Source organism: Mesorhizobium sp. M0870, from assembly GCF_040319775.1.
Lineage (GTDB): Bacteria > Pseudomonadota > Alphaproteobacteria > Rhizobiales > Rhizobiaceae > Mesorhizobium.
Genome location: NZ_JAMYOI010000002.1, coordinates 135,138 through 158,450 on the forward strand (window position 1 = coordinate 135,138; position 23,313 = coordinate 158,450).

Genomic DNA, 23,313 nt, shown 5'->3' on the forward strand with positions numbered 1-23,313 from the left:
CATGAACCATGTGAGGTCACGTCAGGGCGGACGGCTGTTGCGTTCGACTGTGACTGTCGCCAGGCATGGCGCGGTGACCTTTCCGCTTGCGGGTTCGCGTTTTTACTATCTGCAAGCGGGCGCAACATAGGAGCGCGCCTTGCCGTGTCAATCGCGGTGAGGAGGGAAAACGCCGACGAGCGGCCGAGATCGCGAGACTGTGATCGCCGGCCGCCGTGCGACTACGCAGACCGGGGTGGAATAACCGTTATTTCTGCTTCAGCCGGCGCGAGAAGCGCAGCCACTTGTCCTCGACCGGCCTTGGGGCCGGCCTTGGCTGCACGAGAATGGTGGTGAGCTCGACGGGCAAGGTCGGAACCAGCGGCTTCTTGGTGGCGACGCCGTCGGCGATCGCGACGATGCTGTGATAGAATTCGCTGCCCGTCATCGATCTTGGCGCAACCGCCTCGTGCATGACGCTGATCACCGTGACATCGGGGCAGTTGTCCTTGATGGCCTGGTGGAAGGCTACCTTGCCGTCGGGGTCGAGCGCCCCGGTCGCCTCGTCGAGGAACAGCAGCCCCGGCTGCTGCAGCACGATGCGGGCCACCACCAGCTTCTGTTTCTGGCCGCCCGACAGCACCTGGTCCCAGCTTTTGCCTTCGCGGCTTTCGTCAGCCATGTGCTCGATAAAGTCGCCGAGCCCCGCCTTGTGCAGCGCCGACGCGACCTGCGCGTCGCCATGGTCGCGCTCGGAGCCCGGAAGGCAGACCAGTTGCTTCAGCCTAACCTGCTGCAGCTTGACCTCCTGGGCGGCATAGAAACTCTTGACGCCCTCGGGGAAGACAATGGTGCCGCGGCCATAGGGCCACAGGCCGTTGATCGCCTTGATCAGCGAAGTCTTGCCGCAGCCGGACTCGCCCTTCAGGAAAGTCCATTCGCCGCGCCGGAAGCGCAGATTGGCGGCGCTGAGGAAGGGCGTCGCATCCTCGCCTTGATGCGCCAGTTCGAGCTTCTGGATGGTCAGGCCAAAAACCGGGTTCTGGCTGGTGTAGTGGAAATCGGAGCGGCCGGTCTGGCTGTAGAATTCCTGCGGATGCTGGACATTCTCGATCGCCTGCGCCAATTCGATGACGCGCTGGCTGTTGGCGCGCAACGTTGCGATGTTCGGCATGACGTGGATGAACCAGGAGCATTGACTGATCAGCGAATTGACCAGCTCGGAGCCGGTTATGTAGCCCTTGAGATCGAAACCGTTGTGGATGAACGGCACCAGGCCAGGTCCATAGGCGACAATGCGGGCGCCAATGAAATTATAGATCAGCTCGAACGAATTGTAGCCTGTGTTGACGATATTCAGCCGCGCCCAAGTGCGGTCGATGTCGACATAAAGTCGATTGTGCATCGTCTTCTGCACATCCTCGCCTTGCGAGGCCGCGACATGGAAGCTGCGACGCAGGAAAGTGGTCAACTCGCCGCGATAGCTGCCTTCGGATTGCTGCATCCTGACGTTGAGCCGTTCCAGCAGACGACCCAGTTTGACCGCGATCCAAGTGTTCAGCGGCACGTAGGTGGCGACCGCCAGGAAAGCCAAAACCGCGCTGCCGTAGCTGCCGAGAAATTCCAGCCCTTTCACTTCCGCTGAGTTTTCAAGCAATTTCTGGCCGACGAAATAAAGCGATGTGGCAACACCCAGGACGCCCATGGCGAGGCCGATGGCTCCGCCGGTCATGTCCTTGATCGATTCCTGGACGCGCTGATCGATGTTGTCGGGAGCGGCATTGCCGGACGAACCATGCTGGGCGTGGAAATGCGTATGATTGGTGTCGAGCAGCGCTTCGTTGAAGCGGCTGTCCAGCCAGCCGCGCCATTTGCGGTGCAATGTCGCTGACACGAGGCTGCGGATGCCGGTGAAGCCGGCGTCCTTGAGCACGACCAGCAACACCAGGACGCCGGCGTTGACCAGCAGCGAGCGAAGCGGCGTGGTGTTGGCGGCGTCATGGAAGAAGGCGATCGAGTTGACCAGTTCGCCGGAGGCTTCGGCGAACCAAACACCGGCCTTGCTGGACAGCGCCGTGAGCAGTGCGATCACCAGCGTCAGCGTCCAGGCTTCCTTCCAGCGGTCGGAAACCCAGTAGGCCCGCATCAGGCCCCAGAAGCTGCGCATCGACGACACCGGCGTCAGAAGCGATCGCCCTGCGGCATCGCGAGGTGTTTTTTCCGGTACTGACTCCTGCGATGGTCTACCGACCCGAATCACGATCCCGCCCAAACCTTTTTTCTTTTGTTACGGATGGTAACACCAATTGATCATTTTCCATTAATTTAAAACCGGGCCGACCGGATTGCGCCGGCAGCCGTGGCCGTGAGGCAACAGATTACATGCTGAAATATAGCGATAACGATAGGCAAAAATCCGAATATTGCTTTTGATTTCAAATGCCTGATACATAGGGGTGTGACGTTAGCGCGGCTTCCCTTAGGGAAGGTTTTCACACGGTTTTTTGAACTCAAAATCGTCCGGACCGAGCGCTTTTCTCGAAGCAGGTTGACCCGAACACCCGAAAATTCGCCGTTCGCGACCTCGCCGGGCGTGCCGTTGTCGTCCTTGCCGCAGGCAGGAGGTGACCGGAGAATCGGCCGAGCGGCGCTTCCTTGTCGGATCGGCTGAGGGACTGCGTTTGACAATTCATCCGCTTGGGATTGAACCTTGCCTGGCATCGTCGACACTCATGCATGTCGGTTCTCCAACAAGGAAGCTCCCAATGCTTGCACGCGCGGCCGCAATCCTGTCCCTCTTCGCCTGGCTGCCCCTCGTACCTTTGGCGCATGCCGGCGAGCAGAGCATCCCGGCCAGCGCCGAAGGCCAGATCGAGTTCAACACGCCGTCCGGCAACATCGGCTGCATCTACACGCCCAAAGGCGGCACCGGCACCTATGAACCAAGGGATGGTGGCCCGGAGCTGAGCTGCTCGCGCGTCGAGCCAAGCTACGTCACGATTATCCTGGGTCCGAAGGGGCCAGCCACGCTGATCAAGAACCCAGGCGAGCAGGGCTGCTGCAGCGATGTCGACAAGCTTGGTTACGGCAACAGCTGGAGCGCCGGGCCGTTCTCGTGCCAGTCGTCAAGCAAGGGACTGACCTGCACGGCCACGAACGGCCATGGATTTTTCATCAGCAAGGCCAAGGCGACGGTGAAGTAACGCTTGCTGCTGTCGCGGAGAGGAGAGGGCGTCGGCCTCAGCCGGCCTTTTCCAGTTCGCCACGCGCCTTGGCGGCCGCCACCTGGCGAATGGCATCGGCCAGCGTATCGGCATCCTGTGCGCCCATGACCGCGTATTTTTCCTCGAGCAGGAAGCACGGTACGCCAGAAATGCCCATGCGCGACGCGGTGGCGATCTCGGTGCGCACCGCCTCGACATCGGCCTGGGTTGGCAAAAGCGTGGCGACAACGGACGCATCCATGCCGGCCTCGCGCGCCGCCTCGACCAGCACGGCATGATCGCCAATGTTGGCGCCTTCCTCGAAGTTCAGTTGGAACAGCCGGCGTACAAGCCTGTTCTGAATGGCTTCGCCGGCGGCACCTGCCCAGCGGATCAGCCGGTGCGCATCCAGCGTGTTCGGCGCCACCTTGATGGCGTCGAAGGCGAACGAGATGCCTTCGATTTCGCCCAGCGGCTCGATGCGGGCGTGAATCTCGCGGATGCGCTCGTCGCTGCCGAATTTTGCCAGCATGTATTCGCGGCGGTCCTTGCCTTCGGGCGGAATGGTCGGATCGAGCTGGAACGGCCGCCAGCGGACATGCACGTCGAGATCGCTGACGGCGGCGATTGCCCTGTCGAGCCGCTTCTGGCCGATGAAGCACCAGGGGCAGACGACATCGGATACCACATCGACGGTGATGGCGTTCAATTCGCTCATCTCGACCTCCTGATCCCTCAGTTGGGCTTGCGCCACCAGGTTGGCAGTTGATACCCAAATATGGGCGTCTTTTGCGGATGTTCCAGGTAGTTCCAGTAGGCGATCCATTGCTGCGTGTTGTACTGCATCGGCACCATGTAGTTGCCGGAGATCAGCAGCCGGTCGAGAACGCGAACTGCGGCAACATAATCCTCCTTGGAGCGGGCGCGCAGCATCGCCTCGATCGCCGCGTCCACAGCCGGATCGGCGACGCCGGCGAGATTGAACGAGCCTTCCGTTCTGGCCGCGGCCGAACTCCAGCGCCCGCTCTGCTCGATGCCGGGCGACAACGAATTGTTGAAGCCGCTCGATCCGATCAGGACCTCGAAGTCGAAGCGCTGCTTGCGCGACTGGATCTGGTCGCCGTCGAGGCTGCGAATGGTGAGTTCGATGCCGATCTTCTCCAGCGTGCGCTGGTAGATGCCGGCAAGGCGCTCCTCGTCCTGTGACGCGGTCAGGATTTCGAAGCTGAAGGGTTTGCCTTCGGGATCGAGCATCGTTCCATTCTGCACGTGGTAGCCGACACTTTTCAGCAGATCGAAAGCTGCCTTCAAGACGCGGCGGTCCTGACCGGATCCGTCGGTCACCGGCGGCCGCCATGTACCGTCCATGACATCGGCCGGCACGCGGCCGGGGTAGGGCGCCAGAAGCGCTTTCTCCTTGTCGTCCGCTGGATGGCCGAGCGCGGAAAGCTCCGAGTTTTGCCAATAGCTCATTGTCCGCGCGTACTTGTCGCCGAACAGGTTCTTGTTGGCCCATTCGAAGTCGTAAAGCATGCCGAGCGCGCGCCGCACGACCGGGTTGGCGAATTTCGGCAACCGCGTGTTGAACAGGAAACCAGTCACCACGGGCGGAATGCCGGTGTCGAAGGTCTGCGCGACCACATCGCCCTTGTGGAAGGCCGGAAAATCGAGATCGCGCTCGCGCTTCACCGGATCACTGTCGTCGTCGATGGCGCAAAGGCCTTTCTTGAACGCTTCGAGCTTGGCGTTGGCGTTGAGGAAATACTCGATGGTGATCTGGTCATAATTGTCGAAACCGCGCTTGGCCGGGACGTCCTTGCCCCAGTAATCCGGGTTGCGCTTGAACACGATGCGCTGGCCGGGCTGCACCTGCGCGATCGTATAAGGGCCGCTGCCGATCACCGGCTTGAGCGTCGTCCTGTCGAAAGTCTCCTTGTCGAAGGCATGCTTCGGGATGATCGGGGTCAGCGCGATGATCAGCGGGAATTCGCGATCGGCCTTGTCGTTGAAGGTGAAGCGCACGCTGTGATCGCCGGTCTTTTCGAGCTTGGCGACCCTGGCCATGCGGTCGCTGTAGGGCGGTCGCCCTTTCTCGGTGTAGACATCGTAGCTGAACAGCACGTCCTCCGGCGTCACCGGCTGACCGTCCGACCATTTGGCCTTCGGATTGAGATGGAATTCGATGCTCTTGCGCTCCGGGTCCATGTCGGCGCTGTCGGCCAACAAACCGTAGAGCGTGAAAGCCTCGTCGGCATTGCGCTGCATCAACGGCTCGAAGACCAGATTGCCGAAGATCGTATCCATCATGCCGCGCGCCGTCGTGCGCAGGCTCTTGAGGATGAAAGGGTTGAGGTTGTCGAAGCTGCAGACGACGCAATAGGTGATCGAGACACGCTTCGGCGGATCGGGATTGACGTTGTCGAAAGGAGTATAGCAGGGCGGCAGCGCGGGTTCGCCCTGCATGGCGATCGCGTGCTTCGGCTCCGATGCGGCCGGCTGATGCGAAAGTGCGAGAAACGACATCGCGGTGATCAGCCAAACAACAACGCGGCCCATGACCGTCTCCTTAACAGGTCGGCTTGATGATTCGGTGCGCACCCTAGCATGAGGCGGCTGCGCGCCGGCCAACCGCGCGCTCAACAATTGCTGACGCCGGGCTGGATTCGGCCTCGCTTGCAGTGTAACACGCCCTCCGAAGTCATTCTGTTGCCTCATTTCGGCAACAGGTAGCTGGACCACACGGCACGAAGAAGCCGGTCCCGGGATCATTTGAGAGGAAGTGCACGACATGACGAGCCTGAACAGCAACGCGTACCGCCTGTCGGTCATGGCCGCTGGCGTGATCGGCTTTCTGGGCGCAGGACTCCCCGCCGCTTCCGCACAGCAGCAACAGCAGATTCCGCAAGGCTGGTTCAAGGCCTGCACCAAGCAGGAAGACGTCGACATCTGCAACGTCCAGAACATCACCACCGCCGGCAACGGCCAGCTGGTCACCGGCGTCAGCCTGATCGAGCTCAAGGGCAAGGTGAACCGCAAGGTGTTCCAGGTGACGGTGCCGACCGGCCGTCTGGTGCCTCCCGGCATCGGCCTGCAGATCGACACCGGCAAAGCGCAGAAGCTCGATTATGTGATCTGCTTCCCGGATCGTTGCGTGGCCGAAGTGCCGCTGACCGACCAGCTCGTCGCGGCATTCAAGAAGGGTCAGGCGATCACGCTGACTTCCGTCAATTTCCAGAACCAGCCCAATCCGATCAAGATCGCCCTGCAGGGCTTCAGCGGCGCCTATGACGGCCCGGCGTTGCAGCAGTCGGACATCGAGGACCGGCAGAAGAAGCTTCAGGACTTCGTCGCCAAGAACAACCAGGATTTCGCCAAGAAGCTCAAGGAAGAGCAGGACAAGGCGAAGACCGCCAACTGATCGGCCGATATCGTCCGGCCAACAAAAAAGCGGGGTCATGCCCCGCTTTTTTTGTGCCCGTCTCTCCGCGGGTTAGTGCCTTGACTGCCGTTTCGGCTGGTAGCCGCCGTCCGGCCTCTTGTCGAACATCTCCTTGATCTGCGGATGCCGGACCGGCTCACCCGACTGATCCTCAAGCAGATTCTGCTCGGAGACGTAGGCGATGTATTCGGTCTCCGAATTCTCGGCGAGCAGATGATAGAAAGGCTGATCCTTGCGCGGTCGAACGTCGGCGGGGATGGCTTCGTACCATTCGTCGGTGTTGGCGAATTGCGGGTCGACGTCGAAAATAATGCCCCTGAATGGAAACAGCCGGTGGCGAACCACCTGTCCGATTGCGAATTTGGCTGTTTTCATCGTACTCACCACTGAATTCCTTGGGCTTATTTGGCGCAGACCGCGCATCAATTCAATCCCGAGGCGCTTGACGCCCTATCAAGCAACGGGCTAGCCCGGCGCCAGGGTTTCGGACCAGCATAAAAATGCCTGACGTCATCGGTCTTGTTCTTCCGTTCTTCGGCTTGATTTTTGTCGGGTTTCTGGTGGCGCGCATCACCAGGCAGCCGCTGGAGGCGCTCGGCTGGATGAACACGTTCATCGTCTATGTCGCGCTGCCGGCCCTTTTCTTCCAACTGCTTGCCAGGACGCCGTTCGAAGACCTGACGGAATGGCGCTTCATCTTCGGTTCGGTCGTCTCCACCTTCATGATATTTTCCTTGATGTTCATGGGGTCGGTGCTGACCTCGCGCGGCGAGATAGCGCAATCGACCATCAAGGCGCTCGCGGCCGCCTATGGCAATATCGGCTATATGGGGCCGGGCCTGGCATTGCTGGCCTTCGGCGAGGAGGCTGCCGTGCCGGTCGCCCTGATCTTCTGTTTCGAGAACATCATGCATTTCGCCGTCGCACCCATGATGATGGCGCTGTCGGGCGACGAGAAGACCACTCCTCTCCGGCTTGCGCTGGGTGTCGTGCGCAAGATCGTGCTGCACCCGTTCATCATCGCAACCGCCCTGGGTGTCGGCGCCGCCTATATCGGCTTTCGACCGCCCGTGCCGGTGGAGCGACTTCTGGAATATCTTTCCCGGGCGGCCGCACCTTGCGCGCTGTTTGCCATGGGCGTCACCCTGGCGCTCAGGCCGCTCAATCGCGTCCCGCATGAGATGGTTCCGATTGCGGCGCTGAAACTGATCCTGCACCCGTTGCTCTGCTATGTCGTGCTGAGCTGGATCGGCAATTTTTCTGAGACATGGGTCTTCTCGGCGGTGCTTCTGGCGGCATTGCCGACCGCCACCAACGTCTTCGTCATCGCCCAGCAGTATGGCGTCTGGGTACAGCGCGCGTCGGCCAGTGTGCTGATCACAACCTGCCTGTCGGTCGTGACCGTCACCGGGCTGCTCTACCTGATCCGGCACAATATCCTAGCGCCGGACCTGTTTCCCTAACCCGCCAGCAAGCGCGGCAAAACCGCTGCCGGGACGAAGTCCCTCGCGCATGAAAAAAGCCCGAAGCGGCGCGAAGCCTCCGAGCACACCGAGCCCGGCAACGCGGGCCATCTGCGCCGGCAGCATGTCGGAAAGCAGCGACATGTTGAGCAGGTTGACCACGCTGCTGCGCGCCAGAATATCGGGGCGGCGCTTGAAATCGTAGGCTGCAAGCGCCTTGGCTGCACCTGGATCGGCTCTATTTTCACGAGCGATTCCAATTAGATCGTCGACGTCCCTGATGCCGAGATTGAGGCCTTGCGCACCAATCGGGGGAAACACATGGGCGGCTTCGCCGACCAGCGCCACCCGATCTCGGGCGAAACGCAGTGGCGTCACCGCCGAAAGCGGATAGATCTGCCTGCCTGGCTCGACCGTTACCCGGCCCAGCATCGACTGCATCTGCTGTTCGACCCGCTGAGAAAGCGTCGCATCGTCCAGTGCGGCGAGGTCGGTCGCGGTCTGGGGCTTGACCACCCAGACCAGGCTGGAGCGATTGCCGGGCAGCGGGACCTGCGTGAACGGACCGGTCTCGGTGTGGAATTCGGTCGAGGTGAAGGCATGGTCGCCGCCATGGCCGAAATTGAGGACGAGAGCTGCCTGCGGGTAGGACCGGGCCGAGGTCGAGATGCCGGCCGCCTGGCGCGCCGGTGACAACCGCCCATCGGCGGCGACCGCCAGCGCTGCGTCGACCGTGCTGCCGTCGGACAGGACGGCACGGGCGCGCTCGGCATCGAGATGCCAGTTCGCCACCATCGGCATCAGCCGGTCGATGCCGGCATGCGCGGCAACGGCGCTGGCGAGTGCCGGGTTGAGCACGCTGTTGGGAAGGTTCAGCCCGAACTGGTCCTCGTCGATCTCGCTGGCACGGAAGGTGACGACCGGGCTGCGGATCAGCCGGCTGGTGGCGTCGACGATGCGCATCACTTTCAGGGCCGCCGCCTTGGATTTGACGGCTTCGAGCACGCCAAGCCGGTCGAGCACTTTCAAGGCAGGGTTCATCAGGGCCGTCGTGCGGCCATCGGGGGCGGTGGCCTCCGGCCCGACCAGTGTCACCGGGAAACCCTCGGCGGCAAAACCGAGCGCCGCGATCAGTCCTGCCGGCCCCGTGCCGGCAACCAGTATCCGCGCAGTTTGCTGATGCTCCAAGATCGGCTTCCGGCTTGCAATGCGAGGCGGTCCACCCGACCTGCCGTTCGATGAGCATATAGGTCAGATCATGCCGCTTGATCAACGCGGCGATTCGGCCCATTCGGATGTCATGACCGGCCAGCAGGACGACTTCAGGCATCTCGACCGCGCCGGCCGCGCCATGGCCGGCATCGCGCGCAGTCCTCGCGTCACGGTAAACGTCGTTGTCGGCGCTTGCATCCTGCTTGCCTGGCTGACCCTTGCCGCGATGGCAATCCGCGGCGCCGAAGGCGGGATTGCAGGCGTCAGCGCCCCCGGCGACACGATGCTGCGCAGCCTGCCGCAACTGCCGCTGCCCGATTTCCTGGAACGGTTCTTTGTGCTGTGCCTCTCACCGGTGCCTTTGGACACAAGTCTCGGCTTGCAGGCCGGCGCGCTCGTTTTCATGTGGTTCCTGATGGCGATCGCGACGATGCTGCCTTCGGCGGCGCCGATGATCCGCACCTATTGCGAAATCACTGACACGGCTCGCATCAAGGGCGAACCGGTCGTTCACCCGCTGGTGCTGGTCGCCGGTTACCTCAGCGTCTGGCTCGCCGCTTCAATGATGTTCGCGGCGCTGACCTTGGCCGCCCATGCATTCGCCTCGTCAGCCGGGATGCTCGATCCGGTCGTCGGCCTTGCCGCTGCGCTCGCTCTGCTGATTGCCGGTGTCTACCAGTTCAGCGGCCTGAAGGAAGCTTGCCTGAAGAAATGCAAGAACCCGTTCTCGATCCTTTTCGCGAACTGGAGCGCCAGGCCGGCCAGCGTCTTTCGGCTCGGTGTCGCTCAAGGTCTGTGGTGTCTCGGCTGCTGCTGGGCCTTGATGCTGGTGATGTTCGCCGTTGGCGTCATGAACATTTTCTGGATGGCGTTGATCGGGCTGTTCACCCTGATCGAAAAACAAACCGCCAGCAGGGTTCCAACCCGGCTGGCCGGTGCGATACTGCTTGTCTGGGCAGCCGCGCTGCTAGTAGTCTCGCTGTGAGTGGGGGAAAATCGATGGCAGACCAGAGCTGGGCGATGAAGGGAGAGCTCGTACTCTCCTGCAATTGCACGGTTTTTTGCCCCTGCGTGCTGTCGCTTGGCAATCATCCGCCGACCGAAGGCTACTGCCAGACCTGGGCGGGATTTCGCATCGATGCCGGCCATTTCGGTGAAGTAGATCTGTCCGGCCTCAATCTCGGGCTGGTCATGGAAATTCCCGGCTACATGAGCCGCGGCAACTGGACCGCGGGCCTGTTCATCGACAGCCGCGCCTCTGTCTACGCGGTCAAGGCGCTGACCAAGATCTTCACCGGCAAGGCAGGCGGAACCACATCGCTGCTCTCCATCCTCGTCGGCAAATTCCTCGGCGTCGAGCAGGTGCCGATCACCTATGAGACGCGTGACAAGACGCGTATATTCCAGATACCGAAGATTATCGACGGAGCGGTGACACCCATCCCCGGCAAGGACCGCGACAAGGACACGGTGATCAGCAATTCGGAATACTGGATCGCGCCTGAGATCATCGTGGCCCGGTCCGACAAGAGCAAGATGCGGGCTTTCGGCCGCAACTGGAATTTCGCCGGCCGTTCGGCCGAAATCTGCAAGCTGGATTGGCGGGGCCCGTGAGCAAGAACACAACGGCCCGAAAAGCCGCCAAAAAGATCACGGACCGGATTCCGCGCCCGAAGAAGAAGGTCACCTGGCCACAGGCGAGAGCGTTCTCCGTCCACCTCTTGACCGCCTCGGGGTCGTTCCTGGCCTTCCTGTCGCTGGTAGCGGCAAGCGAAGAGCGCTGGACGGCGATGTTCTGGTGGCTCGGGCTGGCATTGTTCGTCGACGGCATCGATGGGCCGATCGCGCGGAAGCTCGAGGTCAAGGAAATCCTGCCGACTTGGTCGGGCGAACTGCTCGACAACATCATCGACTACGTGACCTACGTGCTGATCCCGGCCTTCGCGCTCTATCAGCGCGGCTTCATGGGCGAGGGCCTGTCATTCCTGTCTGCGGCGATCATCGTCGTCTCCAGCGCCATCTACTATGCCGACACCGGCATGAAGACGAAGGAGAATTTCTTCAAGGGGTTCCCCGTGGTCTGGAACATGGTGGTGTTCACCCTGTTCGTCATCGAGCCCGGACAATGGGTTTCGTTTGCGGTGGTGGTGGTGGCCGGCGTCCTGACTTTCGTACCGATCAACTTCATCCACCCGGTGCGGGTGGTGCGGCTGCGGCGCATCAACCTTGGGATGACTCTCTTGTGGTGCGCTTTCGGCGCGCTTGCCCTGGCCCAGGCGGCACTCGCTGCCTTCTACGATCAGATCGGCGTGCTGGGCGAGCAGGTCAGCACCTTCACCAAGATCGGCATCACCATCACCGGGCTTTACCTTGCCTGCATCGGTGGCATCATGCAGTTCTTTCCCAATCTCGGTGCCAAAAAGGCCTGATCAGCCACTCCCACAGAGAGCCTAGCCCCACAGGAAGCCTAGCAATGTCCAAAGCGATCCGCATTCACGCCAACGGCGGCCCGGAAGTCCTGACCTACGAGGACGCCGACCTCGGTCAGCCGGGATCCGGGCAGATCCTGGTCCGGCACACCGCGATCGGCCTCAATTTCATCGATGTCTATCATCGCTCTGGCCTCTATCCGCCGCCCGGCGGCTTCCCGCTCGTGCCAGGCAGCGAAGCCGCCGGCGTGGTGCTGGAGGTCGGCCAGGGCGTCGACTGGCTGAATCCGGGCGATCGCATCGCCTATGCGGTGACGACGGGGGCTTATGCGCAAGAGCGCGTCATCGATGCCAGCCGGGTCGTCAAGGTTCCGGATGGCATCAGCGACGAACAGGCCGCCGCGATGATGCTGAAGGGCATGACGGCGGAATATCTGCTGCGCCGGACGTTCAAGGTGAAGGCAGGCGACACGATCCTGTTCCACGCCGCGGCCGGCGGCGTCGGGCTGATCCTCGGCCAATGGGCAAAACACCTCGGCGCGACCGTCATCGGCACCGCCAGCTCGTCCGACAAGATCGAGCTCGCGAGGGCGCATGGTTTCGACCATGTCATCAACTACAAGGAACAGGATTTCGTCGCCGGGGTTGCTGCCATCACCGGCGGCAGGAAGTGCGATGTCGTCTACGATTCGGTTGGCAACGACACGTTTCCGGCTTCGCTCGACTGCCTGAGGCCGCTCGGCATGTTCGTCAGCTTCGGCCAGTCCTCCGGACCTATACCGCCGTTCAGCATGTCATTGCTGGCTCAGAAGGGCTCGTTGTTCGCTACAAGGCCGACGCTGTTCGTCTACAACGCAAAGCGCGAAGACCTCGAGGCCTCCGCCGCTGCCCTGTTCGAAGTCGTGCTCAGTGGCGCCGTCAAGATCAAGATCAACCAGCGCTATGCGCTCAAAGACGCCGGCAAGGCGCATTCCGATCTCGAGGGCCGCAGGACCACAGGGACGACCATTCTCATCCCTTAGTTCGTTCTGCCTTGCTATCCCTTGAATTTCCGCTGAAATTCTTGAAGCTCTTTCAAGACGCGTGCCGCTTTCCGATGAGAGCCGGCCGCGCCTACCATGCCTGCGGGAACACAGAACATGTCTGGCTAACCAGATGGGAGGCACTGTGAGTGCAAATCAGGACGGCACGAACCTGCTCGAGGTGCGTAGCCTCACCAAGATATTCGGCACGCTGACGGCGTGCGATCACATCGATCTCGACATCGCCAGAGGTGAAATCCACGCTTTGCTCGGCGAAAACGGCGCCGGTAAGTCGACACTGGTCAAGATGCTGTTCGGCTCGCTGGAGCCCAATTCCGGAGAGATCTTCTGGAACGGCCAGGCGGTCAGGATTTCCAACCCCGGCGCCGCGAAAAAACTCGGCATCGGCATGGTGTTCCAGCATTTTTCGCCGTTCGAGGCGCTGACCGCGGCCGAAAACATCGCGCTATCGCTGGACGACGGCTCGCCGATCAGCAGCATCGCGGCCAAGGCGAGGGCGCTTTCCTTCAGCTATGGCCTGCCGCTCGATCCTGAATCGCTTGTCGGCGACCTGTCGGTGGGTGAGCGCCAGCGCATCGAGATCATCCGCTGCCTGCTACAGACGCCGCAGCTCATCATCCTCGACGAGCCGACCTCGGTGCTGACGCCGCAGGAAGCCGACAAGCTGTTCGAGACGCTGGAGCGTTTGCGCTCGGAAGGCAAATCCATCCTCTACATCTCGCACCGGCTCGAAGAGGTCAAACGCATCTGCGACCGCGCCACGGTGCTGCGTCACGGCAAGGTGGTCGGCCACTGCAATCCGCGTGAGGAAACAGCCTCTTCGCTGGCTCGCATGATGGTCGGCAACGAGGTGCAGGCCGTGGTGCGCGCGCCGGTCGAGGGCATCGACAAGGCGCCACCGCTGCTCGAAATCCGCAATCTCAATCGCAAACCGGCAACACCGTTCTCGATACCGCTCAAGGGCATCAACCTGAACGTCCGCGCTGGCGAGGTGATCGGCATCGCCGGCGTCGCCGGCAACGGCCAGGGCGAGTTCTTCGAATCCGTTTCAGGCGAAGTGCTGCAGCAGAATGCCGCCTCGGTGCGCATTCGTGGCAAGGATGCGGGAGGCCTTAGCATCACCGGACGCCGACTGCTGGGCGCCGCCTTCGTGCCGGAGGAGCGCCTCGGCCACGGTGCGGCACCGCGCATGAAGCTTTCTGAAAACCTGCTGCTGTCGCGCCATGCCACCGACGGCAAGGCGTTCGTCGGTTCCGGCGGGATGGTGAAGAGCGGTGCCATCCAAGCCGCCTCCCAGCGCATCATCGAGGCGATGGATGTGCGCAAGAGTGCGCCGGATCCGGAGGCTGCGGCCCTTTCGGGTGGCAATCTGCAGAAATTCATCGTCGGCCGTGAACTCGACCGCCGGCCAAGCGTCATGGTGGTGAACCAGCCGACCTGGGGCGTCGACGCGGGCGCTGCCGCCCACATCCGCCAGGCCTTGATCGAGCTGTCGCGCAGCGGATCGGCGGTGCTGGTGATCAGCCAGGATCTCGACGAGCTGTTCGAGATATCGGATGCGATCGCGGTCATGCACAATGGCGAGCTGTCGAAGCCGATGCCGATCGCCGAGGCAACCTTCGAAAAGGTAGGTTTGCTGATGGGCGGCGCCGAACCAGGCCACGCCGAACACTCGCTGGAGACGGCATGATGCGCCTCGAACTCGTCAAACGCCCGCAGCGTTCCATGCTGTTTTCGGCCCTGTCGCCGTTCATCGCCTTCGCGCTGACCATCATTGCCGGCGCCGTCATGTTCGCGCTGCTCGGCGTCAATCCGCTGACCGCGTTCAATATCTATTTCATCGAGCCGATCAGCCAGGTCTGGCAGTTGCATGAGCTGGCGATCAAGGCAGCGCCGCTCATCCTGATCGCTGTCGGCCTGTCGGTCTGCTACAAGGCCAACATTTGGAACATCGGCGCCGAAGGCCAGTTCATCCTCGGCGGCATTGCCGGTTCGATGATTCCGGTGCTGTTTCCGCAGTTCGAAGGTCCGCTGGTGCTACCGCTGATGCTTTTGCTCGGCATGGTCGGCGGCGCGGCCTATGCGGCGATCCCTGCTCTGCTCAAGACTCGCTTCGGCACCAACGAGATACTGACCAGCCTGATGCTGGTCTATGTCGCGCAGCTCTTCCTCGACTGGCTGGTGCGCGGACCCTGGCGCGATCCGCAGGGTCATGGTTTCCCGCAGACCATCCAGTTCAACGATTCGGCCGTGTTGCCGGAGCTGATGCCGGATGCCGGGCGGGCAAACTGGGGTTTTGTCTTCGCGCTGATCGCCGCGGTGCTGGTCTGGATCCTGATGAGCCGCATGCTGAAAGGTTTTGAGGTGCGCGTGCTGGGCTCAAGCCCGCGGGCAGGGCGCTTCGCCGGCTTCGGCCTCAACCGCATGGTCTTTTTTGCTTTCCTGCTGTCAGGCGCGCTGGCGGGACTCGCCGGCATCTCCGAGGTCTCGGGCGCCATCGGCCAGTTGCAGCCCGTCATCTCGCCCGGCTACGGCTTCACCGCCATCATCGTGGCGTTCCTCGGCCGTCTCAACCCGCTCGGCATCGTTGCCGCCGGACTGGTGCTGGCGCTGACCTATCTCGGCGGCGAAGCGGTGCAAAGCGCGCTCGGCATCTCCGACAAGGTGGCGCGGGTGTTCCAGGGCATGCTGCTGTTCTTCGTGCTCGGCTGCGACACGCTCATCCACTACCGCATCCGCCTGATCGGCCTGGCGCTGACCAAACCGGAAGGCGTGGCCAAACTCGAAGCCGCACCGAAGCTGAAGGAAGCCCGTTGATGGACATCACCGTAAACATCCTTCTGACCATCGCCACCGCGGCAACGCCGCTGTTGATCGCGGCAATCGGCGAGCTGGTGGTCGAGCGCTCCGGCGTGCTCAATCTCGGCGTCGAGGGCATGATGATCATGGGCGCCGTCGGCGGATTCGGCGCGACCTATCTCACCGGTTCGCCCTGGATCGGCCTTTTGGCGGCAATCGCCATGGGCGCGGTATTCTCGCTGCTGTTTGCCGTCATGACGCTGTCGCTGGCCACCAACCAGGTGGCGACCGGCCTGTCGCTGACGCTGCTCGGCCTTGGCCTGTCCGGCATGATGGGCACCAGCTTCGTCGGCCAGCCCGGCGAAAGGCTGCCCAACCTCTACATTCCCGGCCTGACGGAAATCCCTGTGGTCGGCAGGCTGCTGTTCGGGCAGGATCCGATCTTCTACATCTCGATCGCGCTGACCGCGGCCGTCATGTGGTTCCTGTTCAAGACCCGGACCGGACTGACGCTGCGTTCGATCGGCGACAGCCACACCTCGGCGCATGCGCTTGGCATCAAGGTGATCCGTTATCGCTACCTCGCGGTCATCTTCGGCGGTGCCTGTGCCGGCCTTGCCGGCGGCCATCTCTCGCTGGTCTACACGCCGCAATGGGTGGAGAACATGAGTGCCGGCCGCGGCTGGATCGCGCTGGCGCTGGTGGTGTTCGCCTCCTGGCGGCCATGGCGGGTGCTGGCCGGCGCCTACATCTTCGGCGCGGTGTGGATCGGCCAGCTTCATGCACAGGCTTTTGGCATTCCGGTGCCCTCGCAGTTCCTTTCTTCGCTGCCCTATCTGGCAACCGTCGTGGTTCTCGTTCTAATCTCGCGCAACAAGCGTCTGACGATGATGAACACGCCGGCTTCCTTGGGGCAGCCATTCGTTCCGGATCGTTGACAATAAAAACAAACGGGAAGCTCCAAGGCTTAACTCAGAGAGGTAACACGATGAAAAAACTGCTTATTGCCCTGATGACCACGACCGCCGCCATGTCGCTGGCAGCGACGGCCGAGGCCGCGGACAAGCTGAAGGCCTGCTGGGTCTACACCGGCCCGATCGGCGACTTCGGCTACTCCTACCAGCACGACCAGGGCCGTCTCGAGGTGGAGAAGGCGCTCGGTGACAAGGTCGAGACCGCCTATCTCGAAAACGTCTCGGAAGGCCCCGATGCCGACCGTGCTTTCGAGCGCCTGGCACGCGAAGGCTGCAAGATCATCTTCGGCACCTCCTTCGGCTTCATGGACCCGGAAGTGAAGGTCGCCAAGAAATTCCCGAAAGTGATGTTCGAGCACGCCACCGGTTACAAGACCGCTGACAATCTCGGCATCTACAATGCGCGCTTCTACGAAGGCCGCTACATTCTTGGCCAGATCGCCGCCAAGGAATCGAAGGCAGGGGTCGCCGGCTATATCGTTTCCTTCCCGATCCCCGAAGTGGTGATGGGCATCAACTCCTTCGTGCTCGGCGCGCAGTCGATCAACCCGAATTTCAAGGCCAAGATCGTCTGGGTGAACTCCTGGTTCGATCCGGGCAAGGAAGCCGACGCTGCCAAGGCGCTGTTCGACCAGGGCGCCGACATCATCGTCCAGCACACCGATTCCACCGCTGCCCTGCAGGTGGCCGAGGAGCGCAAGCTGAAAGGCTTCGGCCAGTCCTCCGACATGATCAAGTTCGCGCCGAACGCGCAGTTGACCTCGCTCACCGACGAATGGGGTCCCTATTACATCAGCCGCGTCCAGGCCGCGCTCGACGGCACCTGGAAGCCGGACAATGTCTGGCTCGGCATCAAGGACGGCGCCGTCAAGATGTCGGCCTACACCAACATGCCCGACGACGTGAAGGCGATGGCCGAAGCCACCGAAAAGAAGATCGCCGGCGGCTGGAATCCCTTCACCGGACCGGTTGCCAAGCAGGACGGCACGCCGTGGCTGAAGGATGGTGAAGTCGCCGACGACGGCACGCTGCTCGGCATGAATTTTTATGTGAAAGGCGTCGACGACAAGCTGCCGAAATAAGCAGCGCGAGACATGAGACGGAGGGGCGCCGCGAGGCGCCCTTCTTCATTCGGCGGGCTGTGCGCCGGCAGAGGGGCGACGAAACCGCGTTCGTCCGGCATCGACCGCGCGGCCGAGCCAAAACCTGAGCAACCGCTGTACCGGTTGTTCGCAGGTGCGACAGATCGCCCACGAAATGAAAAGCATGAGCACGACGCAACCAAGAGCGGCAATCCATTTGCCGACAAGGGGCGTTGCCGCATTGATGGCGAGATAGCCGATGTCCTGGTGCAGCAAATAGAGCGGATAGGTCAGCCCGCCCAGCGCCAGAGTGAGCCCCGATGCCCTGACACGGTCGCGCAGCAGCACCGCGCCGATCAAGGCCGCGTGCATGACGCCGTTGGCGACGACGAGATTGGCCGAGGCAACGGCAATGCCGTAGTGGCCAAGCATCCAGTGCTGCGTCACCGATAGCGTTCCGCAGGAGATCAGGAACGCGGCGGCAAGCAGCAGCAGGGCCGGCACAGAACGGCCATGCGAATGGATTTGGTGGACCAGCACGCCGGCGGCGAAGAACGGGCCGAACTCGGTGAGGAACAGCAGCCTGGCTCCGCCGCTGCCGATGAAGAACTCGTTCAAGGCCGAGATCGCCAGCCAGATGAAGATCAGCTCCAGCTTGCGTTTCTGGAAGAGCCCGGTGAACAGGGCCAGCGTGATCCATCCGTAGAACACCAGTTCAAGCACGATCGACCAGTAGACGCCGTCCATGAAGGGCTGGCCGAAGGCCGGCGCGAACATCGACAGATTGGCGGCATACTGAACGAAAGAGGCCGAAAGCAGCGGCGACCCGACAAGGAAGACAATCGCGAAGGTGATCGTCATGCAGAACAGAAAACCCGGATAGAGGCGAACGAACCGCGCGATCGCAAACTGATCCCAGCTCCGGTTTTCCGCCGACCAGGCAATAACGAAACCGCTGATCAGGAAGAACAGGTTGACGCCGAGATAGCCGTAGAGGGCGAATGGTGCGGCAAGCGGATAGCCTTGCGCAAGGTAGCCTTCGGCGGCAGCGCCGCGAAAGAAATAGTGGAAGAACACGACGGCAAGTGCTGCCGCCAGCCTGAGCAGGTCCAGCGTCGCGATGTAATTTTGTTCCGCAGGTCTGGTGTTCATCCGCATTTCCCGCATCTACGGTCCGCAAACCATAGAGCGGATCGCGGCTGTGCGGGTTAAGACGGCTGAATTATCGCCAGATGTAGTAAATACGGACCGTCAGACCGCCGAACCATAGAGGTCATAGGCATCGGCACGGTCGATCTTGACGGTGACGATGTCGCCTTGGCGCAGCGGGCGGCGCGACTGGATGTGCACCGAGCCGTCGATCTCGGGCGCGTCGTATTTGGTGCGGCCCTTTGCCGACGTGCCGTGCGCCTCGTCGATCAGCACCGGCAGGCGCTTGCCGACCTTCCTGGCCAGCTGTGTCGCCGAAATCTTCTGCTGGCGCTGCATGAAGCGGTGCCAGCGCGCCTCCTTGATCTCTTGGGGAACCTGTTCGAGACCGAGATCGTTGGAGCGGGCGCCCCGGACCGGCTCGTATTTGAAGCAGCCGGCGCGATCGATCTTGGCCTCGTCGAGCCAGTCGAGCAGCATCTCGAAATCGTCGTCCGTCTCGCCGGGGAAGCCGACGATGAAGGTCGAGCGGATGGCCAGATCCGGGCAGACCTCACGCCAGCCGCGAATGCGATCGAGCGTCTTTTCGCCGTGTGCCGGCCGGCGCATGTTCTTCAACACCTGCGGCGAAGCGTGCTGGAAGGGGATATCCAGGTAAGGGAGGATCTTGCCCTCTGCCATCAGCGGGATGACGTCGGCGACATGCGGGTAGGGGTAGACATAGTGCATGCGCACCCAGATGCCGAGCTTGCCCAGTTCCTCGGACAGATCGAGGAATTTTGCGCGCACCTCACGGTCGCCGAACATCGACGTCTGGTACTTGATGTCGATGCCGTAGGCGCTGGTGTCCTGCGAGATGACCAGAAGTTCCTTGACCCCGGCCTTGGCCAGTTTCTCGGCCTCGCGCAGCACATCGGCCGCCGGCCGCGAGACGAGGTCGCCACGCAGTGCCGGAATGATGCAGAAGGTACAGCGGTTGTTGCAGCCTTCGGAAATTTTCAGATAGGCGTAGTGGCGCGGCGTCAGCTTGACACCCTGCGGCGGCAAAAGATCGACATAAGGGTCGTGCGAAGGCGGCGCAGCCTCATGCACGGCAGCCATCACGCTCTCATAGGCCTGCGGCCCGGTGATCGCCAGCACATTGGGGTGCTTTTCGCGAATGACGTCCGGCTCGGCACCCAGGCAACCGGTGACGATCACCCGGCCGTTTTCCGAAAGCGCGGAGCCGATGGCGTTGAGCGACTCGTCGCGAGCGGAATCGAGAAAGCCGCAAGTGTTGACGACGACAAGGTCGGCGCCGTCATGCTTGCGCGCGATTTCGTAACCTTCGGCGCGCAGGCGCGTGATGATGCGCTCCGAATCCACAAGGGCCTTCGGGCATCCAAGACTGACAAAACTCACGCGTGGAGCGGACATAGAGCGTTTCCGGGCTTTTCAGGATTGCCGGCGCAGTACCACACTTATTGCGGCATTGGTATGGGCAGACCCCCGATGCGGCAAAACGCACGGCGGTCTTCCACGGAGTGAAGATGCCGATGTCCGCCAGTCTCAGCCGACCGCACCGTTTACATGCGGCCAGACCTCCACCGCGCCACGATAGACCATGTCCACAGCCACATAGAAAATGATCAGAAGGCCGACATAGGCAATCCAGCGGTGGCGATGCAGCAGCTTGGCAATGAAAGTCGCGGCCAGCCCCATCAGGGCGATCGACAACACAAGGCCGATGACCAGCACCGGAAAATGATCGCGCGCCGCTCCAGCCACCGCCAGCACATTGTCGAGCGACATCGACACGTCGGCGACGACAATCTGCAAGGCAGCCTGGCCAAGGGTCTTGCGCTTGGTCTTGCCAGCGACCGCCTGGTCGCTGTTGAGGTCCGAATTCGACAGTGCCTCGGTCGCTTCCAATTCATCGGCATGCGACGTACGCAACTCGCGGTACATCTTCCAGCAGACCCACAGCAGCAGGATGCCGCCGGCGAGCAGCAGGCCGACGATCGCCAGCAGCTTGACGGTAATTGCGGCAAACCCGATGCGCAGCACCGTTGCCGCCACCACGCCGAGAAGAATCGCCTTCTTGCGTTGTTCGGCGGGCAAGCCGGCCGCGGCGAGGCCGATGACGATCGCATTGTCTCCGGCCAGCACGAGGTCGATGGCGATGACCTGCAGCAGGGCGGTCAGACTGGCAGCGCTGAAAAAAATGTCCATCGACAGGAAGCCCTTGCTGATTTTGCCGAGTGTTCGTCGATTATCCAGAGGCCCTAACTTGGTGGTCCCCTGGCGTCAAGGGATCACGCGTGGCTGCATCACCGAAGCAGCGTTGCGTCAAGCCGGATCACGGCTTCGCGGCACTCGCGACAGCCAGGCAAACCATGGCAGATCACAAATCAATCGTAGAGATTGTACTTTGCCCAGTCGGCTTCTGGAATTTCGTCCCCGATCCGGTAGCGGAGCTGCAAAACTTCCATATGGTCCGGCGCGGTCTGGCACTTGAATTTCAGCCGGTACCACTGCCCCTTGCTGCGAAACGCAGCACCCGGGCTCTTGATTGCATCGGCACCCATCTCGGGCGTGGCGAAGGCGTAGGCGACGACGCGATCGGCTTTGAACTTGCGATCGTCATGGGTGATGCGGTCGAGCACTTCGGCGTCGCAACGCTGTTCAAGACGGGTTTGGGGATCGAGTTTCATCAGACCGGCGCGCAATGCATTGTCCATTGCGCTGGCTGGAAAACTCAGTGTCACTGACGCCAAGGCGGTCATGCAGAGCTTCTTCATGGGCGGGACAAGCAACACATTTTGTCGGAGAAATCAACCGAGCGGACCGCCGCGAGCGCCGCCGGCATCTTCAATCATATGGCCGGTGCGTTCAAAATTGCGTGTCGGGAGTCGTCGTGCGATGCCTGCGGCCAACGGACCAAAGAGGCACGGCCTGCATCCGTAAGATCGTAGAGGCCGCGGTCGACGCGCGCGAACCAGCCATAGACATTGTGCTGCAGTATCTTGGGCGCGATCGGCGTCACCGCCTTGAGATCACGCGGTCGCCTGGGTCCGTCCACCATGGCGGCAGCGCAGGCGAGGGCGCTTTGACGATAGGCCGTCATGATCGGATTGCGCGATCCTCCTCCGGCAACGGGATCGCCGCGACGGCGCTGGTGCTCGTCAACCAGACGAGAGCGCCGGCGGGCATTCTTGCGCGGCGCCAGCGCGATCGGGCTGAGAAGCACCTCGACCCGGTCCGTCGCGGTCACACCGAGCAGGCCGAAGCCAAGCCGGCGGCAGAGATTGCGAAATCTGGCGTCGCTTTCGCGGCCCTTGCCGCGGGCCGACATGCGCGCGGCCAGCCACACCTCGTCGCAGGCCGCCGCGCGATCGACACCTTGCAGCACCAGTTCGAGATTGAACTGCAGCTTCAACTCGCAGATGACGACAACCGGCGGCTCCCCCTCGCGCAATGCAACAACATCGCAGCCGCCGATCTCGCCTTTGACGACGAAGTCGAGGCTTTCGAGGAACCGCTTCACCGGCGCATAGAGAGACGTCTCGTTCATGCCTCAGGGTTTAGCCGATTCGACGCGAAAAGCCTTCCCGTGGTTCGGCGTTCTACGGCCCGAAAGCGGATCGGGGTGGATACCGCACCGTCGGGCCAGCTGTCAGGCTTCGGTGTTCGGCACTGCTCGGTTCAGCTTCCTGCGGCGCAGGAGCGGATAGCCGATCTGACCGAAATAGGTGGAAGGGATCGGATCGTCGACGCCGTACTTGTCCGGCACCTTGTCGCCGGTGGGATTGTAGGTGCCGAACAGCATGTCGAGGAAAGGCAACTGCCCGGCGAAGTTCTTGTCATAGGCTTCGCGCTGGTTGGCATGGTGCCAGCGATGGAACTGCGGGCTGGCGATCAGCCACTTCAAGGGGCCGAACGGAATCCGCACGTTTGAATGCACAAGCAGCGTGTGTCCAAGGTAGATGGTCGAAAAGACGGCGATCGAGGCTTCCGAGAAGCCGAGGAAAAAGATCGGCGTCAGCGATATTGCCTTTGTGACGATGGCGTCGACGGGGTGATTGTGGAAGGCCCCGAGCCAGTCGAGTTCCTCAATGCCGTGGTGAACGGCATGGAACTTCCAAAGCGCGGGGATTTTGTGGAAGGCCCGATGTGTCCAGTAGACGCCGATATCGGTGATCACGATGATTTCGGCAACCTGCAGCCAGACGGGCTGGCCGCTGACGGCCTTCGTTATCGCCGGCGGGACCAGGAGCGCAGCGGCACCGAGCGCGCCTGCCGCCATCATGACGATGGCCAGCTTTATGATGAAGCCGTTGAACAGCAGATAGATCAGATCGACAGCGAAGCCCTTGCGGAAGATCTTCTGCGGCCGCTCGGCAAACAGATGTTCGAACGGAATGAAGATCAGCGCGCAGATCAACAGTGCCTTGATGCCGAAGATATCCATCGATTCGCCTCTGCTGCCGGCGCGCCGCCTGCTCCCTCGAGAAGAAACACATCTCCCTTTCCAAAGGCTAAAGACTCTGTAAGGGCGCTGA

General features: G+C 62.0%; 22 protein-coding genes. 11 read left to right on the forward strand and 11 right to left on the reverse strand.

Going from position 1 to position 23,313, the window contains the following annotated elements; translation table 11 throughout:
* Positions 1 to 247: 247 nt before the first annotated feature.
* Positions 248 to 2,146: an ABC transporter ATP-binding protein/permease gene (locus NKH97_RS03725; protein WP_352795455.1), complete on the reverse strand. Its 1,899-nt coding sequence runs from the start codon at positions 2,144 to 2,146 to the stop codon at positions 248 to 250.
* Positions 2,147 to 2,744: 598 nt separating this feature from the next.
* Here NKH97_RS03725 and NKH97_RS03730 point away from each other — a divergent pair.
* Complete coding sequence (locus NKH97_RS03730; protein WP_352612226.1) at positions 2,745 to 3,182, forward strand: hypothetical protein; 438 nt, start codon at positions 2,745 to 2,747, stop codon at positions 3,180 to 3,182.
* A gap of 37 nt (positions 3,183 to 3,219) precedes the next feature.
* On the opposite strand, the gene NKH97_RS03735 is transcribed toward NKH97_RS03730, so the two are convergent.
* Both NKH97_RS03735 and NKH97_RS03740 read right to left on the reverse strand, forming a co-directional pair.
* The gene (locus tag NKH97_RS03735) at positions 3,220 to 3,900 is read right to left on the reverse strand and encodes a DsbA family oxidoreductase (protein ID WP_352795457.1); all 681 of its coding nucleotides are present in this window, start codon (positions 3,898 to 3,900) and stop codon (positions 3,220 to 3,222) included.
* Between the two features lie 17 nt (positions 3,901 to 3,917).
* Positions 3,918 to 5,738 (reverse strand): extracellular solute-binding protein, encoded by a 1,821-nt coding sequence (locus NKH97_RS03740; protein ID WP_352795459.1) that lies wholly within the window; start codon positions 5,736 to 5,738, stop codon positions 3,918 to 3,920.
* A gap of 232 nt (positions 5,739 to 5,970) precedes the next feature.
* Between NKH97_RS03740 and NKH97_RS03745 the strand changes: the two genes are divergently transcribed.
* A complete protein-coding gene (locus NKH97_RS03745) occupies positions 5,971 to 6,600 on the forward strand; it encodes an invasion associated locus B family protein (protein ID WP_027036590.1) in 630 nt (209 codons plus the stop codon).
* A gap of 72 nt (positions 6,601 to 6,672) precedes the next feature.
* Here the strand turns inward: NKH97_RS03745 and hspQ are convergent, their stop codons facing one another.
* Positions 6,673 to 6,996 carry a heat shock protein HspQ gene (gene hspQ / locus NKH97_RS03750; RefSeq protein WP_023811879.1) on the reverse strand — a complete coding sequence of 108 codons (324 nt, stop codon included), beginning with the start codon at positions 6,994 to 6,996 and terminating at the stop codon, positions 6,673 to 6,675.
* Between the two features lie 125 nt (positions 6,997 to 7,121).
* On the opposite strand from hspQ, the gene NKH97_RS03755 reads away from it, so the two are divergent.
* Positions 7,122 to 8,084 (forward strand): AEC family transporter, encoded by a 963-nt coding sequence (locus tag NKH97_RS03755; RefSeq protein WP_352795461.1) that lies wholly within the window; start codon positions 7,122 to 7,124, stop codon positions 8,082 to 8,084.
* Here NKH97_RS03755 and NKH97_RS03760 read toward each other — a convergent pair.
* On the reverse strand, positions 8,061 to 9,272 hold the full coding sequence (locus NKH97_RS03760) for a UbiH/UbiF family hydroxylase (protein ID WP_128305845.1): 1,212 nt from the start codon (positions 9,270 to 9,272) through the stop codon (positions 8,061 to 8,063). The genes NKH97_RS03755 and NKH97_RS03760 overlap by 24 nt on opposite strands.
* A 70-nt stretch (positions 9,273 to 9,342) precedes the next feature.
* On the opposite strand from NKH97_RS03760, the gene NKH97_RS03765 reads away from it, so the two are divergent.
* The 8 genes from NKH97_RS03765 to NKH97_RS03800 all read left to right on the forward strand — a co-directional run bounded on the left by NKH97_RS03765 (position 9,343) and on the right by NKH97_RS03800 (position 17,623).
* Positions 9,343 to 10,281, forward strand: coding sequence for a DUF2182 domain-containing protein (locus NKH97_RS03765; protein WP_352795463.1), 939 nt, complete (start codon positions 9,343 to 9,345; stop codon positions 10,279 to 10,281).
* 14 nt (positions 10,282 to 10,295) lie between these two features.
* Complete coding sequence (locus NKH97_RS03770) at positions 10,296 to 10,910, forward strand: DUF1326 domain-containing protein (protein WP_352721485.1); 615 nt, start codon at positions 10,296 to 10,298, stop codon at positions 10,908 to 10,910.
* The gene (gene pcsA, locus NKH97_RS03775) at positions 10,907 to 11,725 is read left to right on the forward strand and encodes a phosphatidylcholine synthase (RefSeq protein WP_023811884.1); all 819 of its coding nucleotides are present in this window, start codon (positions 10,907 to 10,909) and stop codon (positions 11,723 to 11,725) included. Before NKH97_RS03770 ends, pcsA begins: the two co-directional genes overlap by 4 nt.
* A gap of 44 nt (positions 11,726 to 11,769) precedes the next feature.
* A complete protein-coding gene (locus NKH97_RS03780) occupies positions 11,770 to 12,747 on the forward strand; it encodes a quinone oxidoreductase family protein (RefSeq protein WP_352759856.1) in 978 nt (325 codons plus the stop codon).
* Between the two features lie 133 nt (positions 12,748 to 12,880).
* On the forward strand, positions 12,881 to 14,458 hold the full coding sequence (locus NKH97_RS03785) for an ABC transporter ATP-binding protein (RefSeq protein WP_352795466.1): 1,578 nt from the start codon (positions 12,881 to 12,883) through the stop codon (positions 14,456 to 14,458).
* Positions 14,455 to 15,585 carry an ABC transporter permease gene (locus NKH97_RS03790; RefSeq protein ID WP_352552183.1) on the forward strand — a complete coding sequence of 377 codons (1,131 nt, stop codon included), beginning with the start codon at positions 14,455 to 14,457 and terminating at the stop codon, positions 15,583 to 15,585. Before NKH97_RS03785 ends, NKH97_RS03790 begins: the two co-directional genes overlap by 4 nt.
* The gene (locus NKH97_RS03795; RefSeq protein WP_031213469.1) at positions 15,585 to 16,505 is read left to right on the forward strand and encodes an ABC transporter permease; all 921 of its coding nucleotides are present in this window, start codon (positions 15,585 to 15,587) and stop codon (positions 16,503 to 16,505) included. The genes NKH97_RS03790 and NKH97_RS03795 overlap by 1 nt, the downstream gene beginning before the upstream one ends.
* 50 nt (positions 16,506 to 16,555) lie before the next feature.
* On the forward strand, positions 16,556 to 17,623 hold the full coding sequence (locus NKH97_RS03800) for a BMP family ABC transporter substrate-binding protein (protein WP_352795469.1): 1,068 nt from the start codon (positions 16,556 to 16,558) through the stop codon (positions 17,621 to 17,623).
* Positions 17,624 to 17,668: 45 nt separating this feature from the next.
* Here NKH97_RS03800 and NKH97_RS03805 read toward each other — a convergent pair whose 3' ends face one another.
* From NKH97_RS03805 to NKH97_RS03830, 6 genes are all read right to left on the reverse strand, one after another.
* Positions 17,669 to 18,775, reverse strand: a complete 1,107-nt coding sequence (locus tag NKH97_RS03805) for an acyltransferase family protein (protein WP_352795471.1) — start codon at positions 18,773 to 18,775, stop codon at positions 17,669 to 17,671.
* 99 nt (positions 18,776 to 18,874) lie between these two features.
* Positions 18,875 to 20,188 carry a 30S ribosomal protein S12 methylthiotransferase RimO gene (gene rimO, locus NKH97_RS03810; RefSeq protein ID WP_128305838.1) on the reverse strand — a complete coding sequence of 438 codons (1,314 nt, stop codon included), beginning with the start codon at positions 20,186 to 20,188 and terminating at the stop codon, positions 18,875 to 18,877.
* Between the two features lie 132 nt (positions 20,189 to 20,320).
* Positions 20,321 to 20,983, reverse strand: coding sequence for a TerC family protein (locus tag NKH97_RS03815; protein WP_023811892.1), 663 nt, complete (start codon positions 20,981 to 20,983; stop codon positions 20,321 to 20,323).
* Positions 20,984 to 21,162: 179 nt separating this feature from the next.
* Entirely contained in the window at positions 21,163 to 21,570 is a 408-nt protein-coding gene (locus tag NKH97_RS03820) for a DUF930 domain-containing protein (protein WP_032909322.1), read from the reverse strand.
* 56 nt (positions 21,571 to 21,626) lie between these two features.
* Complete coding sequence (locus NKH97_RS03825) at positions 21,627 to 22,325, reverse strand: DUF2161 domain-containing phosphodiesterase (RefSeq protein ID WP_352795474.1); 699 nt, start codon at positions 22,323 to 22,325, stop codon at positions 21,627 to 21,629.
* Positions 22,326 to 22,427: 102 nt separating this feature from the next.
* On the reverse strand, positions 22,428 to 23,222 hold the full coding sequence (locus tag NKH97_RS03830; protein WP_352443140.1) for a sterol desaturase family protein: 795 nt from the start codon (positions 23,220 to 23,222) through the stop codon (positions 22,428 to 22,430).
* Positions 23,223 to 23,313 lie beyond the last annotated feature (91 nt).

Coding starts and splice junctions, on each gene's coding strand:
- NKH97_RS03725 (WP_352795455.1), bottom strand. CDS start 2,146: ATGCGCAGCTTCTGGGGCCTGATGCGGGCCTACTGGGTTTCCGACCGC.
- NKH97_RS03730 (WP_352612226.1), top strand. CDS start 2,745: ATGCTTGCACGCGCGGCCGCAATCCTGTCCCTCTTCGCCTGGCTGCCC.
- NKH97_RS03735 (WP_352795457.1), bottom strand. CDS start 3,900: ATGAGCGAATTGAACGCCATCACCGTCGATGTGGTATCCGATGTCGTC.
- NKH97_RS03740 (WP_352795459.1), bottom strand. CDS start 5,738: ATGGGCCGCGTTGTTGTTTGGCTGATCACCGCGATGTCGTTTCTCGCA.
- NKH97_RS03745 (WP_027036590.1), top strand. CDS start 5,971: ATGACGAGCCTGAACAGCAACGCGTACCGCCTGTCGGTCATGGCCGCT.
- hspQ (WP_023811879.1), bottom strand. CDS start 6,996: ATGAAAACAGCCAAATTCGCAATCGGACAGGTGGTTCGCCACCGGCTG.
- NKH97_RS03755 (WP_352795461.1), top strand. CDS start 7,122: ATGCCTGACGTCATCGGTCTTGTTCTTCCGTTCTTCGGCTTGATTTTT.
- NKH97_RS03765 (WP_352795463.1), top strand. CDS start 9,343: ATGCCGCTTGATCAACGCGGCGATTCGGCCCATTCGGATGTCATGACC.
- NKH97_RS03770 (WP_352721485.1), top strand. CDS start 10,296: ATGGCAGACCAGAGCTGGGCGATGAAGGGAGAGCTCGTACTCTCCTGC.
- NKH97_RS03780 (WP_352759856.1), top strand. CDS start 11,770: ATGTCCAAAGCGATCCGCATTCACGCCAACGGCGGCCCGGAAGTCCTG.
- NKH97_RS03785 (WP_352795466.1), top strand. CDS start 12,881: ATGGGAGGCACTGTGAGTGCAAATCAGGACGGCACGAACCTGCTCGAG.
- NKH97_RS03790 (WP_352552183.1), top strand. CDS start 14,455: ATGATGCGCCTCGAACTCGTCAAACGCCCGCAGCGTTCCATGCTGTTT.
- NKH97_RS03795 (WP_031213469.1), top strand. CDS start 15,585: ATGGACATCACCGTAAACATCCTTCTGACCATCGCCACCGCGGCAACG.
- NKH97_RS03800 (WP_352795469.1), top strand. CDS start 16,556: ATGAAAAAACTGCTTATTGCCCTGATGACCACGACCGCCGCCATGTCG.
- NKH97_RS03805 (WP_352795471.1), bottom strand. CDS start 18,775: ATGAACACCAGACCTGCGGAACAAAATTACATCGCGACGCTGGACCTG.
- rimO (WP_128305838.1), bottom strand. CDS start 20,188: ATGTCCGCTCCACGCGTGAGTTTTGTCAGTCTTGGATGCCCGAAGGCC.
- NKH97_RS03815 (WP_023811892.1), bottom strand. CDS start 20,983: ATGGACATTTTTTTCAGCGCTGCCAGTCTGACCGCCCTGCTGCAGGTC.
- NKH97_RS03825 (WP_352795474.1), bottom strand. CDS start 22,325: ATGAACGAGACGTCTCTCTATGCGCCGGTGAAGCGGTTCCTCGAAAGC.
- NKH97_RS03830 (WP_352443140.1), bottom strand. CDS start 23,222: ATGGATATCTTCGGCATCAAGGCACTGTTGATCTGCGCGCTGATCTTC.